This window comes from Microcoleus sp. FACHB-1515 (assembly GCF_014696105.1).
In the GTDB taxonomy this organism is placed as follows: Bacteria; Cyanobacteriota; Cyanobacteriia; order Elainellales; family Elainellaceae; genus JAAUTJ01.
On record NZ_JACJPO010000006.1, the window covers coordinates 1 to 13,322 of the forward strand.

The 13,322-nt window shown below is 49.3% G+C and carries 16 protein-coding genes; 3 read left to right on the forward strand and 13 right to left on the reverse strand.

Annotated elements, in window-relative coordinates; translation table 11 throughout:
• Window positions 1-110: 110 nt before the first annotated feature.
• From H6F67_RS00290 to H6F67_RS00330, 9 genes are all read right to left on the reverse strand, one after another.
• On the reverse strand, window positions 111-392 hold the full coding sequence (locus H6F67_RS00290) for a type I restriction-modification system subunit M N-terminal domain-containing protein (protein WP_190762172.1): 282 nt from the start codon (window positions 390-392) through the stop codon (window positions 111-113).
• The gene (locus H6F67_RS00295; RefSeq protein ID WP_190762174.1) at window positions 393-1,598 is read right to left on the reverse strand and encodes a restriction endonuclease subunit S; all 1,206 of its coding nucleotides are present in this window, start codon (window positions 1,596-1,598) and stop codon (window positions 393-395) included. It abuts the gene before it with no gap.
• A 49-nt stretch (window positions 1,599-1,647) separates the two neighbouring features.
• Window positions 1,648-2,085 carry an HNH endonuclease gene (locus H6F67_RS00300; protein ID WP_190762176.1) on the reverse strand — a complete coding sequence of 146 codons (438 nt, stop codon included), beginning with the start codon at window positions 2,083-2,085 and terminating at the stop codon, window positions 1,648-1,650.
• Window positions 2,082-2,438 carry a hypothetical protein gene (locus H6F67_RS00305; protein ID WP_190762178.1) on the reverse strand — a complete coding sequence of 119 codons (357 nt, stop codon included), beginning with the start codon at window positions 2,436-2,438 and terminating at the stop codon, window positions 2,082-2,084. Before H6F67_RS00305 ends, H6F67_RS00300 begins: the two co-directional genes overlap by 4 nt.
• A 15-nt stretch (window positions 2,439-2,453) precedes the next feature.
• Window positions 2,454-4,841, reverse strand: coding sequence for a DEAD/DEAH box helicase family protein (locus H6F67_RS00310; protein WP_190762180.1), 2,388 nt, complete (start codon window positions 4,839-4,841; stop codon window positions 2,454-2,456).
• 42 nt (window positions 4,842-4,883) lie between these two features.
• The gene (locus H6F67_RS00315) at window positions 4,884-5,174 is read right to left on the reverse strand and encodes a type II toxin-antitoxin system RelE/ParE family toxin (protein ID WP_190762182.1); all 291 of its coding nucleotides are present in this window, start codon (window positions 5,172-5,174) and stop codon (window positions 4,884-4,886) included.
• Window positions 5,174-5,431, reverse strand: a complete 258-nt coding sequence (locus H6F67_RS00320; RefSeq protein WP_190762184.1) for a type II toxin-antitoxin system ParD family antitoxin — start codon at window positions 5,429-5,431, stop codon at window positions 5,174-5,176. Before H6F67_RS00320 ends, H6F67_RS00315 begins: the two co-directional genes overlap by 1 nt.
• A 568-nt stretch (window positions 5,432-5,999) precedes the next feature.
• Window positions 6,000-6,215, reverse strand: a complete 216-nt coding sequence (locus tag H6F67_RS00325; RefSeq protein ID WP_190762185.1) for a hypothetical protein — start codon at window positions 6,213-6,215, stop codon at window positions 6,000-6,002.
• 24 nt (window positions 6,216-6,239) lie between these two features.
• The gene (locus H6F67_RS00330) at window positions 6,240-6,590 is read right to left on the reverse strand and encodes a tetratricopeptide repeat protein (RefSeq protein WP_190762187.1); all 351 of its coding nucleotides are present in this window, start codon (window positions 6,588-6,590) and stop codon (window positions 6,240-6,242) included.
• Here H6F67_RS00330 and H6F67_RS28000 point away from each other — a divergent pair.
• A complete protein-coding gene (locus tag H6F67_RS28000; RefSeq protein ID WP_277874541.1) occupies window positions 6,582-6,707 on the forward strand; it encodes a hypothetical protein in 126 nt (41 codons plus the stop codon). The genes H6F67_RS00330 and H6F67_RS28000 overlap by 9 nt on opposite strands.
• Window positions 6,708-6,842: 135 nt before the next feature.
• Here the strand turns inward: H6F67_RS28000 and H6F67_RS00335 are convergent, their stop codons facing one another.
• Window positions 6,843-7,028, reverse strand: coding sequence for a hypothetical protein (locus H6F67_RS00335; RefSeq protein ID WP_190762190.1), 186 nt, complete (start codon window positions 7,026-7,028; stop codon window positions 6,843-6,845).
• A 41-nt stretch (window positions 7,029-7,069) separates the two neighbouring features.
• Complete coding sequence (locus H6F67_RS00340) at window positions 7,070-7,270, reverse strand: EamA family transporter (RefSeq protein ID WP_190762192.1); 201 nt, start codon at window positions 7,268-7,270, stop codon at window positions 7,070-7,072.
• Between the two features lie 298 nt (window positions 7,271-7,568).
• Here H6F67_RS00340 and H6F67_RS00345 point away from each other — a divergent pair, with 298 nt between their 5' ends.
• Together H6F67_RS00345 and H6F67_RS00350 are read left to right on the forward strand one after the other, a co-directional pair.
• Window positions 7,569-9,572 (forward strand): CHAT domain-containing protein, encoded by a 2,004-nt coding sequence (locus H6F67_RS00345; protein ID WP_190762194.1) that lies wholly within the window; start codon window positions 7,569-7,571, stop codon window positions 9,570-9,572.
• A 50-nt stretch (window positions 9,573-9,622) separates the two neighbouring features.
• Window positions 9,623-10,351 (forward strand): iron-containing redox enzyme family protein, encoded by a 729-nt coding sequence (locus tag H6F67_RS00350; protein ID WP_190762196.1) that lies wholly within the window; start codon window positions 9,623-9,625, stop codon window positions 10,349-10,351.
• A gap of 193 nt (window positions 10,352-10,544) precedes the next feature.
• On the opposite strand, the gene H6F67_RS00355 is transcribed toward H6F67_RS00350, so the two are convergent.
• Window positions 10,545-11,087 carry a hypothetical protein gene (locus H6F67_RS00355; protein WP_190762198.1) on the reverse strand — a complete coding sequence of 181 codons (543 nt, stop codon included), beginning with the start codon at window positions 11,085-11,087 and terminating at the stop codon, window positions 10,545-10,547.
• Complete coding sequence (locus tag H6F67_RS00360; RefSeq protein WP_190762201.1) at window positions 11,087-13,264, reverse strand: hypothetical protein; 2,178 nt, start codon at window positions 13,262-13,264, stop codon at window positions 11,087-11,089. Before H6F67_RS00360 ends, H6F67_RS00355 begins: the two co-directional genes overlap by 1 nt.
• Window positions 13,265-13,322 lie beyond the last annotated feature (58 nt).

The following is a 13,322-nucleotide window of genomic DNA, read 5'->3' on the forward strand; positions in this document are numbered from 1 at the left end:
GGATTTGAACTGGGCGCTATGCTGCTTGCGTTTGTTTTGGCTCATAAACCACTCCTAGCATGGGTTGGAAGCGTGTAGCTTATTCACCTGTCCAGTTTTAGGGTTCCACCTCAGAGGTCATTGCTGTAAGGGGCGGCCCAGTCGTGCCAGCGGTAGGGCGGTGCGATCGAGTAGCTGAAGGCTGATCCCACTGCTTCGGCGTGTTCGGCTTCTTGCTGTTCTTGCTCGTCGAGGATGCGGAGGAAGAGTATCCAGGTGAGTTCGGGAACGTATTGTAAGGCTCCGGCGCAGTTGGAACGGCGCATGATGTCACAGGCGGATTTGATGTATCCGTCGAGACTCTGCTGAGTGTTGAAGCTGCGTCCGTTGCTGTTTTTTGAGGCGCGTGGCATTTAGAGTTCTCCGTTGAATGCCTGCCGAAGCAGAGCGGCGGGAAGTTGATCGATCGCGTCGAGTTGATCTTGGAGCGATCGTTTTAATGCTGTAACTCCTGATAGCTTCTCTGAAACAGCGTTAGTAATTTTGTGTTGCTCAGGTAAATCTGGTATTGGAATGAATTCGTCGAGGAGTTGGCTGCGCGTAATTTTTTTCATTGAATCACTTGATCCGCCTGCTTTCTCTTTCCAATAGCCTTGGATATAGAGAGAAGAAAGGTAGTTGTTTAGAAAGGTAGAAGTAAGGATTGAATGAGGTTTAATTCTAATAGTTAAATCTGAAGCAACGACTCCTTCAACTTCTCCTGAATACATAGCCACACGACCTACGAGATCAGCAGTATTACTTCTCGCAATTAAGACCTCTCCAGGAGCCACCTTAGAGATAGCCGCATCTGTGCAAGTCATTCGTGCCCGTTTCACGCCTGCTGGTTGAAAACCTGTTTCAGAAAGACAAGCTGTTGTGATTGCAAAAACTTCAGTATCTCCCTCGGTTGCTATAGATTTAGCAGGCAGTAGCTCACACACATCTCCTAGCTTTTTTCGATTCCATTTCTGCGCTTCAGAACTATCGAAAAATTGGCGAAGGTAGGCGAAGGGGAGTGCTTTTGCTGCTTCTATCTGGGCGATCGTGGCGGCACGGGCTTTCTCTATGGTGGAGAGGCGATCGCTGAGAATGGCAACAATTCGCTTCTGTTCCGCAAGGGGAGGAAGAGGAACTTCCCATTTTTCTACAGCCCCCTTTGTAACGTGTAACATGCTTGCCCCATGAGACGAGGCTTTTATGTCGTTAGTAATTCTTTGAAGTAAGTAAAAAGCAAATGTTTTGTTTAGAATTTCATTTGGTAAAACCTTCCAGATATGATAGTGAAAAATTGATTTCTCTCCAATCCAAATATAGGGGCCAAAAGTTGTTGACCAAGCAAAAAGCAGATCCCCTTTGTCGCAATATTTTTCAGAAGGAAGATCTAAATTTGAGTAATACCAATTTTTTCCACCATTTAAATTTTGAATGCGGATGACTGGTGTACCTTGGCTAAGTAGCTCATGCTGTCCATAAGCTCTGCCATTAATAAGTTGAGCGCATTCTCCTAGCTCTCGCCATCTCCATCCCTTCGGTAGCGGCTTTTCTGCTTTTGCCAGATTGTTTTCGATCGCCTTCATTACACTCACTCCTATCCCAGCCCAAATCAAACCTCAACAATTTTAGGAATCAGTCGTTGACTTCACCACTTTTTAGCACTCCAGCGCGGATCAAGAGTTTTCGTTCCGACAATCGTTCCGCACGATTCATCTGCAACAGGCGCACCGTCACCCGTCCGATCGCGCTTAGCGGTTGAATCATTCCAGTATCGGCCTCAAGCTGAAAGTGATCGTGCCAGCGATCTTGGCGCGGATGATAGAGCCGCACAATCTCGCCAGTGGTGGGATCGATCGAGGCAATATCGCTGCCCTTCGCTAGATTGCACAGCGAACAGGATAACGCCAAATTTGCCGCACTCGTTTCACCGCCATGTTTCTCCGCAATTACATGATCGACCTGATGCGAAGCCAGCGTCAGCGCTTCTGGAATGAGGCAATACTCGCAGCTACCTTGAGCGCGATCGACCACTAAGCGCCGTAACTCAGCCATCACATAGGTTTTACTCATGCCGCTGCATTCAGCTTCAGCAGCGCTTGCGCTTTCGCCAGCCGCACTAAATGTTCAACGAATTCGTAATGCTGCCACAGGCGTTGCTCAACAGGGGTTAAACCTTGCGATCGATTCTTCTCCAGAAGCGCCTCAATTTCCGCCTGCACCGAGGCAGACAACCGCAACGCTAGGATCTCACTGGGATCTGGCAAACTGGCTAACAGTTCCAGAATCTCCCGCAGCCCCGACAGGCCAGTGGCCGGATCTGCCGTCACTTCTCGCAAGCCCAACGCCAAAATTTCCGGCAGCTTGTCTTGCAGCGATCCTAACTGCTGGGCGAGGTCATCAGGAATTTCAACGGTGACTTGCATGGTGCGGCCTTTCCCCTACGTTGAGAACAATCTTACCTTCGTTTCTTGCAGCACACTGGCTGGCTTACCCAGCAGCTTCAGCGCATTTAAGCCACCCGATCGCACGATTTCCGGCACTTGAAACAGCCGCGCATCTTCTAGCCCGTCCGTGCCCGACAGCACAAACTGCTGGGCGATCGCCTGCACCGTCCGCGCTGTTGGCGCTGGCATTCCCTGCAACCAGTCGGCTTGCTGCCTAGCAAACTCGGCAAAGCGAATCGTGCGCGTTTGGGGCGTGAGCTTGTAGCCCAACTGCCCCAGCACATCATACAGGTCATAATCTTGCATCTCGCGAATCAACTGAATCAGCTTGGGAGAACTGCCCGCCTGCACCAGTTGCGTCAATAATTCCCGTCGCTCATCGGGAACCACCCAGCGCGATCGAAATTCTCGCGGATTGGCCGCCACGCTCACGAGTCGATCGGCCAACTGCGCTTCATACTCGGCAACGGGCACGGGCATCGCCTGTCCGTCTACGGTCGCCAGCACAAACCGCCCTTCTGAAGTAATCTGCACATCGAAGCCTTCAACGGTGATGATTTTAGGGGGATCAGGGGCATCGATCGGGATGTCTGGTAGAGCATCTGGATCGGCAGGAGCAGCAGGGCGAACGGGTGACAGTTTGGTTAAGAACGACTGCCCAAACAGGCGCGTGGCGTTCGTGTAGTCGTACAGCCGAAACATCAGCTTTTCCGTTGCCGCATCTAGTCGCGTTCCGCGTCCAACCATCTGATAGAACGTGATTGGCGACTGCATATATTTGAAAAACACCACGTTCCGCAAGCTGGGCACATCCACGCCCGTCGAAAGCAAATCTACCGTTGTCGCAATAAAGAAATTGCGGTTGCTGCCTTTCAAGTCAGCCAAATAATCTTTTCCGCCACTTTCCGCCGTGCATTTGAAGGCGTAGTTGGCGACCGGGCGCTGTCCCTGCTCGCGACACCACCGAGCGTAGAGGTTATTGAGTTCGATCGCGACCGCATCGGCATGAAGATCGCGCACACAGAAAACGATCGTCTTCTGCTCTGGCGTTCCGGTTTGCAGCAGATAGTTAAACAAGTCCTGGCACATCGCCAAGACGCGATCGGGCAGCAAAATTCGATTCTCAAATGCTGTGTGTTCATACAAGTCGCGCAGTTCTGCCTCGCTCACGGGTTGCCCCGTGCGAGCGTCAGTCGGCTGGCGAGCGAGAATCTGATCGATCGTGATTCCCGTATCGTCCAGGTTGACGCGGCTGCGCTGAATTTCACAGGCGGCGAGATAGCCATCCTCAATGCCCTGCGCGATGTCGTACTCATACACTGGCTCGCCAAAATAGCGCCGATTGTCAGCGGTAATTTGCTGATCGCGCTGAGCTTCAATGCTGTCCTCGCTCAATTCCAGTTCGCGGGGCGTAGCCGTTAAGCCAATTTGGACGGCTTGGGCGTTGCGCGTTAGCACTTGCGACCACTTGCCCCAGGCCGATCGATGGCACTCGTCGATGATGATGTGGCTGAAGTAGTTTTCAGGGTAGTTTTGGGTGAGGAAGTTGGCCGTATCGTCCTCATTGGCGACATCGAGCGTTTGATAGGTGGCGATCAAGATGCGGGCGTTCTTCTGAGCGTTGCTAGCTGAAACGGTCGCGGCGTTCGCGCCAAACACATTTTGAAACGCGCCTGCTGCTTGCAACCGCAACTCGTCGCGATCGCACACAAATAGCGCCCGCGTCATTTGCCCCGCATCGGCAATCCGCTGAAGCAAATTGACAGCAATAAAGGTTTTGCCTGCCCCCGTTGCCAAAGTCAGCAGGACGCGCCCCGGTTCCCCACGAGCTTGACACTGGGCAATCTTTTCGAGGGCGGCGCGGATGGCGGCATCTTGGTAATAGCGCCGCGTTGCCTCACCACCCGCATAGCGAGTCAGCAGCGGTTTGGCGATCGGATCTTCGAGACTAAAGCCAATGGCCTGCTCATAGCGCGATCGCAAGTCGATCGGGGAGGGAAAGCGGCTGAGCGGCTGGGGTTTGCTGGTGAGTCCGGTTGTGCGATCGAACTCGACAAACAAGTGCCCATTGGTGCTGAACACAAACGGCACGTTAAATCGGTTGCACAGCGTATAGCCTTTGGCCTGCTCTAGCCCATGACCAGGCGGCAGATGTTCTGCCTTGGCTTCCACCAACGCCACTGCGACGGGCTGCGTTTCTGCCCCGACTTGAATTCGCAACGTATAATCTAGCCGCCCGCGTCGTTGCTTGCGAGCTTTGCCGCCAACAATTGCAATGCTGCCAGCGGTTTCTTCGCGCTTAATGTAGTCTTCAATCCAGCCGCGATCGTGCAGGGCTGGGTCAATCAGCTTGGCTCTGGTGTCCGCTTCATTCAATCCCATACAGTCCGCTCGCTCTAACCGCAACTGAGTGACTCATCAGCCTCACTTGAAGATCGCTTCAATATCTCGCGAGCCATGCAGCACACGAATAACATCAATGCCGTCTTCAATCGCTTGGTAGAACACCACGTAGTTGCCGATTGGAAAACTCTGCAACCTGGGAAGCAATTCCTCACGCCTTCTGCCGATGCCTGGATTTTGAGCTAGCGTTTGCAGTGTGCCCTCAATCCGGTCTAGAAACTCGTCGGCGCGATCGAAGCTGTCATCAGCAATGTAGTCCCAAATATCGAGCAAGTCCAGTTCAGCGCGGGGACGTTTAACGATGATCGCCATTACTGTGATCGCCGCCGCTGCCGCCGCTGCCGCGCTTTCACCTTGATCGCCTGCATATCGAGTGGGGTAGCCACGCCGCTGTTTAGACCAACCTGCACGTCCTGCCGCAACTCCTGCAAGCGGATTTGCTGAAGCTGCTCTCGTTCTTTGAGCAGCCGCAACCCCTCACGCACGACTTCACTGGCCGAGTAATATAGACCGCTCGACACCTTTTCCTGGATATACTGCTCTAGTTCCGGCGTTAAAGACACGTTCATGTCAGAGTTTGCACCTCACTGGGGATGCTTTATTTTGGCCTGAATAACAGTAAATAACAATTATTGCTATGGCTGAACGCGCAGCACTAGCCCGGATCAGCACATCATTAGACCAAGTGGGCATCCTAAAGCAGAAGGAGACTTGACAAACTCCTCAGTTCTTGAGCCACATGGAGGCGATCGAATGCAACTTTCTCACAGTTAATTCCTTGCGATCGCGACTGGTATCGCGATTGTGATCTTGGCGAGTGGCGCTCTGCTGCTGGCACTGATTGATCCCACTGTTCGACCGCTGTTTATTGAGACTGCGAGAGATTACCTAACGCGAATCATCGATCGACTGTTGCCTTGGGCAACTTAGCAAGCCGAGGGCAGCTTGAAAGCATCGGTAGCTTGTTGCGAAGACGAGCCATCGCGCCGTCTAACTTTAACCCTGACAGAACCGCTCAATCCACAACTTTGCATACTCGCCTTCTAAGCGGTCGGTCAGGTTTTGCGGCCTAATCAGAAAGTGCAAATCCGTGATTCTGGCAGATGCCCGCAGCCATTAGGAAGCTCACACCAACAGTTAGTTTGATTGAATTGCATCATGGCGATCGCCCCTCGCTTCGAGTTCTTGGCAAATCTCAGCGAGGCACTGCGCTCCAGCTTCATGCCAAGCACTCCAAGCTGGCCGATCGAGTATCCAGCGCCAACCCTGCACGATCGCCTGTAGCTCCTCAGTCGAGTAGTAAGGCCAAGGCTCAAAGCTCGGTGGCAATGGAGAGGCGGTTGTTTCACTCATGGCACTCACCTTGATAGAAATGAATTAATCATCGATGATTCCCCCGATGAAACCTTGCGATCGCGCTTGCTCATAAAGCTGCCGCGCCCGATCGCGATCGACAGGCACACCTGAACCGCTCAAATACATCCCAGCCAAATTATTTGACGCGACACCGTAACCCAAAGCCGCCGCACGGCGATACCAAGCGATCGCTTCGTGGAAATCCGGTGCAGCACTGCCCAAACCTAACTGATAAATGCACCCAATCATGCACTGCGCTTCGGCATGACCGTCCTGCGCGACAGGCAGCAGCAACGGCAGAGCGCGATCGTACTTGCCTGCTTCAAACTCACGCTGACCGGGAAGGGGCGCGATCGAATCAGAATGGCTCATAACAATTTCTCCGATGGCTCAATCCATATCGATCATTCGGCTTCACCTGCGATCGCCCCGCTACAGGCGGCAACCGGAGCGAGTTGGACGGCTCGCTTGCGGACTCAACTGGGGTAGAAGTTCGCGGCTCGACTCGAAATTCTCGCTTCAAATCTTTGATTAATTCTGCATGACGCGATTGCTCCGCAGCTTCCCACTCTCGCGCAAAGGCTTCAAATTCTGGCAGCATGGCACTGACCTCCAACATCCGAATCAAGATTTTGCTGCATGGCTGAACTTCAGCACCACTGTCACCCGATCGATTTGCTCCATGCAACAGTTTTTTTCCAACCCTCGCTGGTAGAAGCGGTCAGCATCAGCCTCGCTGAAAAACTCCAAATACAGCCCGATCGCACCCGGAAAGACACGCTTGGCTGGAACGCCTTTGACTTGGTTCATCCCTTACCGAAAATGCTCCACTGATTCATCTTTGGTTTGGCTCACTGATACAGTCCAACCGCAACGAGGATAAAAACGCCTCCTATCATTTGTACGACTGTGATCGCTTCTCCGAACAGGCTCGCTGAGATCGCCATTGTCACCACGACTTCCCAACTTGACAGCACCGAAGCAGCGGGCGCACCCAGTCGATCGATTCCGGCAAACAGCGCTCCGATTGAGATGACCGTGCAACCCAGCACGATTACCTCAGCCTCAGCCTCGCTCGCCCTGCTTTGCCACTATTCGCAGATCGTTACTCTGACACATCGTAAAGCTGAATAAATACAGAAGGTTTCGGCCTAAGATCCCTGGAGAGCGTATCATGCGGAAAGTTTCGGCCTAAACGCTGAATCAGGGTGTTATGCAGAATCGTTCAGCCTAATCACCCGATACGGAATGTTATGTGAAAACTTCCCACCTAATAATTGTTAGACTGCTTGAAATTATCGATCGGGTGTAACCTCTGAATCTATGTCAAGTTAAGTGAATGTTTACCATATGATTAAAGTTCTATTTCTGACTTCAGATCCTACCGATACTAATCGACTTCGTCTAGGACAAGAGCTACGAGATATCCGAGAGCGGCTTCAACTTGCTAAGCTACGAGATAGCTTCATATTGGAATCGCGTGAATCTGTTCGGCCAAGAGACATATCTCAAGCAATTTTCGATGTTAACCCCCAGATCGTCCACTTTTCAGGACATGGGACGAGCTTGGGAGAACTTTGCTTTGAGCATTTATCAGGAAAGACTCAAACTATAGCATCTGAAGCCTTAGCGAGTTTATTCGAGTTAGTTTCTGAACAAGTCAGATGTGTAGTGTTAAATGCCTGTTATTCAGAATCTCAAGCGAAGGCTATCACTGAGCATATTCCTTTTGTTGTTGGAATGAATAAGGCGATTGGTGACACAGCAGCAATCGCGTTTGCTGTTGGTTTTTACAAAGCTTTGGGAGCAGGTCGTTCTTATGAAGATGCTTATAAATTTGGATGTGTTGAGCTTAAGCTGGAGGGTATTCCAGAACATCTGACTGCAATTCTTCATAACAAGAAAGCTTCCCTCAGTAAAGAGCAACTGCTGGACATTTCTCAGCTATCTGAAGTGGGTGACCAAGATAAGCCATTTGAGCAGTGCAAGTCTCAAACAATAGATTTAAGCAATGCTTGGGCTAAAATACAGGATTCTCTTAACAGCCCCAAGCAACTGAGAGAAATGTTTCGTGCGTTGTATTTGCTAATTAAAATTGATCAGTACCAAGATGTAGAAAGTAACAATGGCTTGTGGGGTTGGTCTGTTTGTGATGCCTTTCGGAAGAAAGAAGTTGCAATTTCTCTAGAGGAAGAGCCTCGTAGAGCTAGCTTGCTAGTAAGCTATTTTGCTCAATCTGCGATTAACGAGTTTCTTCAATCTCTGAATTTGCAGCAGGGAGAGCAAATGAGAGAAACGCTCCTTGATTTTTGCTACGATCACCAGTTTGGTTATTTTGGTCAACCGAGAGATACCTTAATTTCAGTTGATGCTGGAACAAGAGGTCAAACTATTCCTCAAAACATCCGACATACTGTTAACTCTGCAAAAGCGTTACTTTTGCTCAAAAATCCTAACGACATAGGCGTTATACAGTCTGTTGTTAGTTATCTAAAGACTTGTAAAGAAGATCGTTTATGGTCAGAAGAACCTTTTCCATATCGGCGCAATGCTACTCCAGATTGTAAAACCTGCTCTCAGGTTCTAGAGCTTTTTAGCTTACTTGAAAGCTCCCCTTTGTTCTTCAATTCCCTTACCCATGAGGATCAAGAATGGTTGGAAAAACGCCAATCTGAAGGGCTAAATTGGCTCAGAGGACACAAGTATCAAAGAGTCCTGTGGGACTATAAAGTAGATACTCACAAACAGTCAAGTGATAGCGTTCTAACTTTATTCCATACAGCATGTGTTCTCTATTGTTGCAGATTTTATCTGTGTTACGACTCGCAAAGAGTTTTTGAGTCTTCTATTTCGGAATTACTTTCTTTGCTTAAAACAGGACCTCATTTTGGTTTACTACCTGTGAGCAAACTTGATTCTCGCCCTCACTTATGTCATACAGCATTTTTTATTTGCAGTCTTTTTCAAAAAGTAAGTACGTTTGATGATGAGCGACTGAAACTTGTTGCTCAGTCACTTGATTCAATTGCTGAGTACTTTACCACTCAGTTTTGTCATGATTCCCTAGATGTAGATATCCCGGAGCTTGATCATTATGCGGATGGCTGGGCTTTGATGCTACATCTATCAGCTTATCTTGGCGGTGCGAAAGGTCAAGGTTTGTCTGTAGAAGATATTCAACATCTAGACAAGCAAGCTGAGAACCTAACGTTTTTAATCAATGAGGGTGTTTCAAAACGGTTAGGCTTGAGTGCATGGAAAGTAGAAGTTCAAAATGTACTAGGAGATTTTTCGTATCTTTGGTATCTCGTATATCAGCGAATAATAAAGCAAAGAGAATTAAAGATGTTCTGACTGACAGAAGTAAGTGATTTGAGCAGTAGATTTTTACCTGAAGAAGAAAAATGGAAAGACTCAGTATCACTCAAGTTCCCGACAACCTGATTCAAGCTCAAGATGAACATCGCTGGCTCATTCAAATTATTGAGAGAGTAGAGCAAGAATCCCAATTAATGCCTTTTTATCAATCAATCTCAAACGCGAATCAAATTGAGGACTTTAAGTGGACAGTTCAACTTTTCCATCACTCTCGTACTCTTCCCCGCTTTATTGGACTTGTCCTCGCCCAAGATCCTGACGATTCAATGATGCGATTTTATGCTGAGCACTTAAGCAATGAAGCACCTCATTCGAGTTGGCTGCTAGAATGGATGACTCATCACGGGATAGTTCATTCTGAAAGCGAAGCCTGTTTACTGAAGCCCAGTGTTGCTACTAATTCTTGTATAAACTATGGTGCGCGTCTTGCTCAGTTAAATGATAGAGAAGCATGGCTGATTGGTATAAATTGTGGGATTGAGAAAGCTTCGCACCAGTTGTTTTCAACTATCGAACCAATTCTGTCTGAAATTGGTTTAAGCCACGCTTATTTCAAGACTCATGTTATAGCAGACGAACACCATTCAACAGAAGCACTTACTCTAGTTAGTTGTCTCGATCCGCAATCTAAACGAGCTTTATACTTGCGTGACTTGCTTCTAGAAGGGCTTAGTTTGTGGTATGGAATGCTAAATTCATGGGTTGGAGTCAACTATATTCCTCTTTTTAATGGTGATGGCTCTTTATTTCCATAAGGATGTGTACACTCGTGTAGTACAGGATAATAATCCAGTTAGAGTGAACTGACAAAGTTGGTCAGTGTTGTAGCAGAGCCGACTCGCAGTCGCTCAGCCGGAACGTTCGACCATCCCGTTTGGGAGCGATCGCACCCACAGACGGCAGCAGTCCACTACCAACCTGACTCAATCAGCAATCCCGATCGCCAGCTTACAACTGAACAGTTGTGTAGGAAGCATTGAGAATTTGCTCTCTACCAGATCGATTTTTCCCATCCCAAATTAGTAGGGAAAGAATGATGAATCCCACTGCGATCGCCACTCGATATCGCTCCAGCCAACCGAATGAAAGGCGCGGCAACTGCGGTAGTTGTGGCCGAAAAATCGGGTAGATATTATCAGGCTCGCTTGCCTGCCAATAGGTATCTCGATCGACAAACGACACGCGAATTCCCTCTTTCGCTAGCTCTCTAGCCGTGTGCAATGCGCTTCTGGCTGACTGGTCATCTTTAGGCATCTGTCCCACAATCCAAAGTTCATCTTTTTTGAGTCGCTTCTGGTATCTTTCACCCTGCCCAACGGCTTGAAAGATTGCGTCTCTGGTGAGCGTTTTCTTGAGTTCAATCACGGCACGATCGATCACAATATCGGCTCGCAATCCACCACACCAAACTTCTTCTTTTGGCTGAATGCCTTTCAATCGCAACACTTGTAGGCAGTAGTCTTGTAGTTCTTTTTCAGTGTTGAATTGCATTAGTTTTCGTCTCCGAAATATTGAGAGAGAACGTTTTCAGACTTGGACTTACCGCAAGCATTACAGGTGTAATACTTAACGCCTCTACTGGATTTGGTTTTGGTGTAACGGCCTGTCTTGCAGCCAATGCAGTTAGCCCCGAAGAAGGGGGTGACTGGCAGCGCGGCTGCAACGGTAGAATCAGCATTTGGCGCTACTTGTGCAGTCGATGCAGCAACGGCAGAATCAGCATTGCCTGCATTGCTGCCATCGATCGCAGCCCGTGCAGCTTGACTCGCTGTTGAATTGCTTTCCGTGTTATCACGTAAAATATCTTTGATTCGATACTTACCAAAGTCAGGCAGTTCGATGAAGTAGGGTAGCTTTTGAGGCTCCATGACGATCGCAAATCGATAGGCATCCACATCTGCATCTTGACCCGTTGCCATCTTGCCCAGTTCATCATTTTGGGCACTGCAATATTCAGTGAGCTTGTCTGCAATTTGAGTCAGCTTGTCTTTTGTCTTTTGGGACAAGTTGCTATTTGTAATCGCATCATAGACATTCGAGCCAATATGCAGATTGACCACGTTATTGAAGTCGGTGCGTTGCATTCCTCGGTAGTTAGAGGCGTTCGCATTTTGCCCGATGAAAGCACATCGAATTGTTTTGTGAGATGCCTGTTTGACGATCGCTTTGATGCTTTTGGTTGTACTGCTATCAACCTCAATGGTTGAGTCAATTTCATCGAACACATAGATGTCATCATCAACCACATCTTGATCCATCAGACTCGCTAGTTCAGCTAACCCTTTTGTGCTTTCGCTGTGAGACTTGCCAATGGCCTCGATCGACCAGTGGTTTTTGACTGAGTTCGATTGCGGATCGTAGAGCTTGACTTGGCCGCTTCTTGCCACCAGCATTGCATAGATGACATTGCGGGCAGTGGGAGATTTACCGGATTCAGAACCGCCCGTGATTCTGATGCGTTGCCATTCTCCAGCAATCTCAAGAAACTGCTCTGAAGACTTCCACAGCTTCTTGATGTCTTCTTTTGAGGTGCGTTCTTTGGCGCTGTGCTGAATGGTGCAATGCAGCATCCAGCGATCCGCATCGAACCCGAAAGCCGGAAAGGATTTCAGCCGCAATTCAGCTTGAATTTCATTTTTGATTGTCTCACTATTGAGAACCTGCTTGTAGTTGGCTGAATGCTCATTCAGGTTGTGGAAGAACAGCCAGATCACATCTTCCGATCGCCCTTCTTTGATTTCGACGCGATCGCAGCGGTATTCCTGGGTGTTCCACAGGTAGTCAATAATTTTGTTGGCGCGTTTGACCGCTTCGGTATTGCCTGTGAAATGTAACGGTTTCTTTAGCTCCAGAATGTTTTGCTGCGCGATCGCATACATCCGCTTGTAGTCATCCAGCGAGGTGCAAACTTCATCGATGCCGTTGTTGTAGATTTGGTCGATCTTGGGAATGGTGACTTTTTCAAAGCTCTCCAGCGATTGATCGGCTTCGGTCAGTTTGTGGTGCAGGCGATCGATTTCACTCGTCAGCCGCTCGATCTCTTGGTTAAGTTCGTCAATTCGCGCTTGGTAGCGGCCAACATTCTCGGTGATGTTTTGCTGCGCTTGGGCGTACCACTTGTTCGCCTGAATCGCTTTGACACGCTCCACGTTTTCGGATGCCTTCAGTGCCCAGTCCTTTTTGTAGTGGGACAGGTGGCAGCGATCGCTGTCGTTGAGCTTGCGTTCGATCGCCGCGATCGTTGCCAGTTGCGTTGCAATTTTGGCTTGGAGGTCAGCGACTTGACTCTGGAGCGCTTGATTATCACCATCTTGCTGCTGATTGAGCCGCACGGAGATGACCAGATCGTTTTCCAGCTTCACGACGCGGCTCTGGAGCGTTTGCACCTCTTTCTGAGCTTTGAGCGCAGCTTCAACCGTTTGTTGTTTGTCTCGATATTCGCGATCGAGTTCGGCTTTGAGATCGATGGTGGCCTGGGTGAGTTCTGCCGATCGATCGCGCATCGTGGCAACGGCGGCAGTCGAGCCAGCACCCAGACCCAGCGCAAACAACATTCGAGACAGATTTCCGGTATTGGATGCCCAGATGCCAAACAGGAAGCTACCCGCGCACAGAACGGACACAGAACCGCCCAGCACTGCCCAGTCTTTTTTTGTTTTGATTTTCACGCGATCGCCTCCGGCATGGGGTCTGTACGCCCCTAGAGCCGTTCTAGGGGCGTTGGAT

Excerpts from the sequence above, each read along its gene's own strand:
- H6F67_RS00295 (WP_190762174.1), bottom strand. The coding sequence starts at position 1,598 with ATGAAGGCGATCGAAAACAATCTGGCAAAAGCAGAAAAGCCGCTACCG.
- H6F67_RS00290 (WP_190762172.1), bottom strand. The coding sequence starts at position 392 with ATGCCACGCGCCTCAAAAAACAGCAACGGACGCAGCTTCAACACTCAG.
- H6F67_RS00325 (WP_190762185.1), bottom strand. The coding sequence starts at position 6,215 with ATGAGTGAAACAACCGCCTCTCCATTGCCACCGAGCTTTGAGCCTTGG.
- H6F67_RS00315 (WP_190762182.1), bottom strand. The coding sequence starts at position 5,174 with ATGGCGATCATCGTTAAACGTCCCCGCGCTGAACTGGACTTGCTCGAT.
- H6F67_RS28000 (WP_277874541.1), top strand. The coding sequence starts at position 6,582 with ATGGCTCATAACAATTTCTCCGATGGCTCAATCCATATCGATCATTCG.
- H6F67_RS00330 (WP_190762187.1), bottom strand. The coding sequence starts at position 6,590 with ATGAGCCATTCTGATTCGATCGCGCCCCTTCCCGGTCAGCGTGAGTTT.
- H6F67_RS00335 (WP_190762190.1), bottom strand. The coding sequence starts at position 7,028 with ATGAACCAAGTCAAAGGCGTTCCAGCCAAGCGTGTCTTTCCGGGTGCG.
- H6F67_RS00345 (WP_190762194.1), top strand. The coding sequence starts at position 7,569 with ATGATTAAAGTTCTATTTCTGACTTCAGATCCTACCGATACTAATCGA.
- H6F67_RS00310 (WP_190762180.1), bottom strand. The coding sequence starts at position 4,841 with ATGGGATTGAATGAAGCGGACACCAGAGCCAAGCTGATTGACCCAGCC.
- H6F67_RS00300 (WP_190762176.1), bottom strand. The coding sequence starts at position 2,085 with ATGAGTAAAACCTATGTGATGGCTGAGTTACGGCGCTTAGTGGTCGAT.
- H6F67_RS00320 (WP_190762184.1), bottom strand. The coding sequence starts at position 5,431 with ATGAACGTGTCTTTAACGCCGGAACTAGAGCAGTATATCCAGGAAAAG.
- H6F67_RS00305 (WP_190762178.1), bottom strand. The coding sequence starts at position 2,438 with ATGCAAGTCACCGTTGAAATTCCTGATGACCTCGCCCAGCAGTTAGGA.
- H6F67_RS00355 (WP_190762198.1), bottom strand. The coding sequence starts at position 11,087 with ATGCAATTCAACACTGAAAAAGAACTACAAGACTACTGCCTACAAGTG.
- H6F67_RS00350 (WP_190762196.1), top strand. The coding sequence starts at position 9,623 with ATGGAAAGACTCAGTATCACTCAAGTTCCCGACAACCTGATTCAAGCT.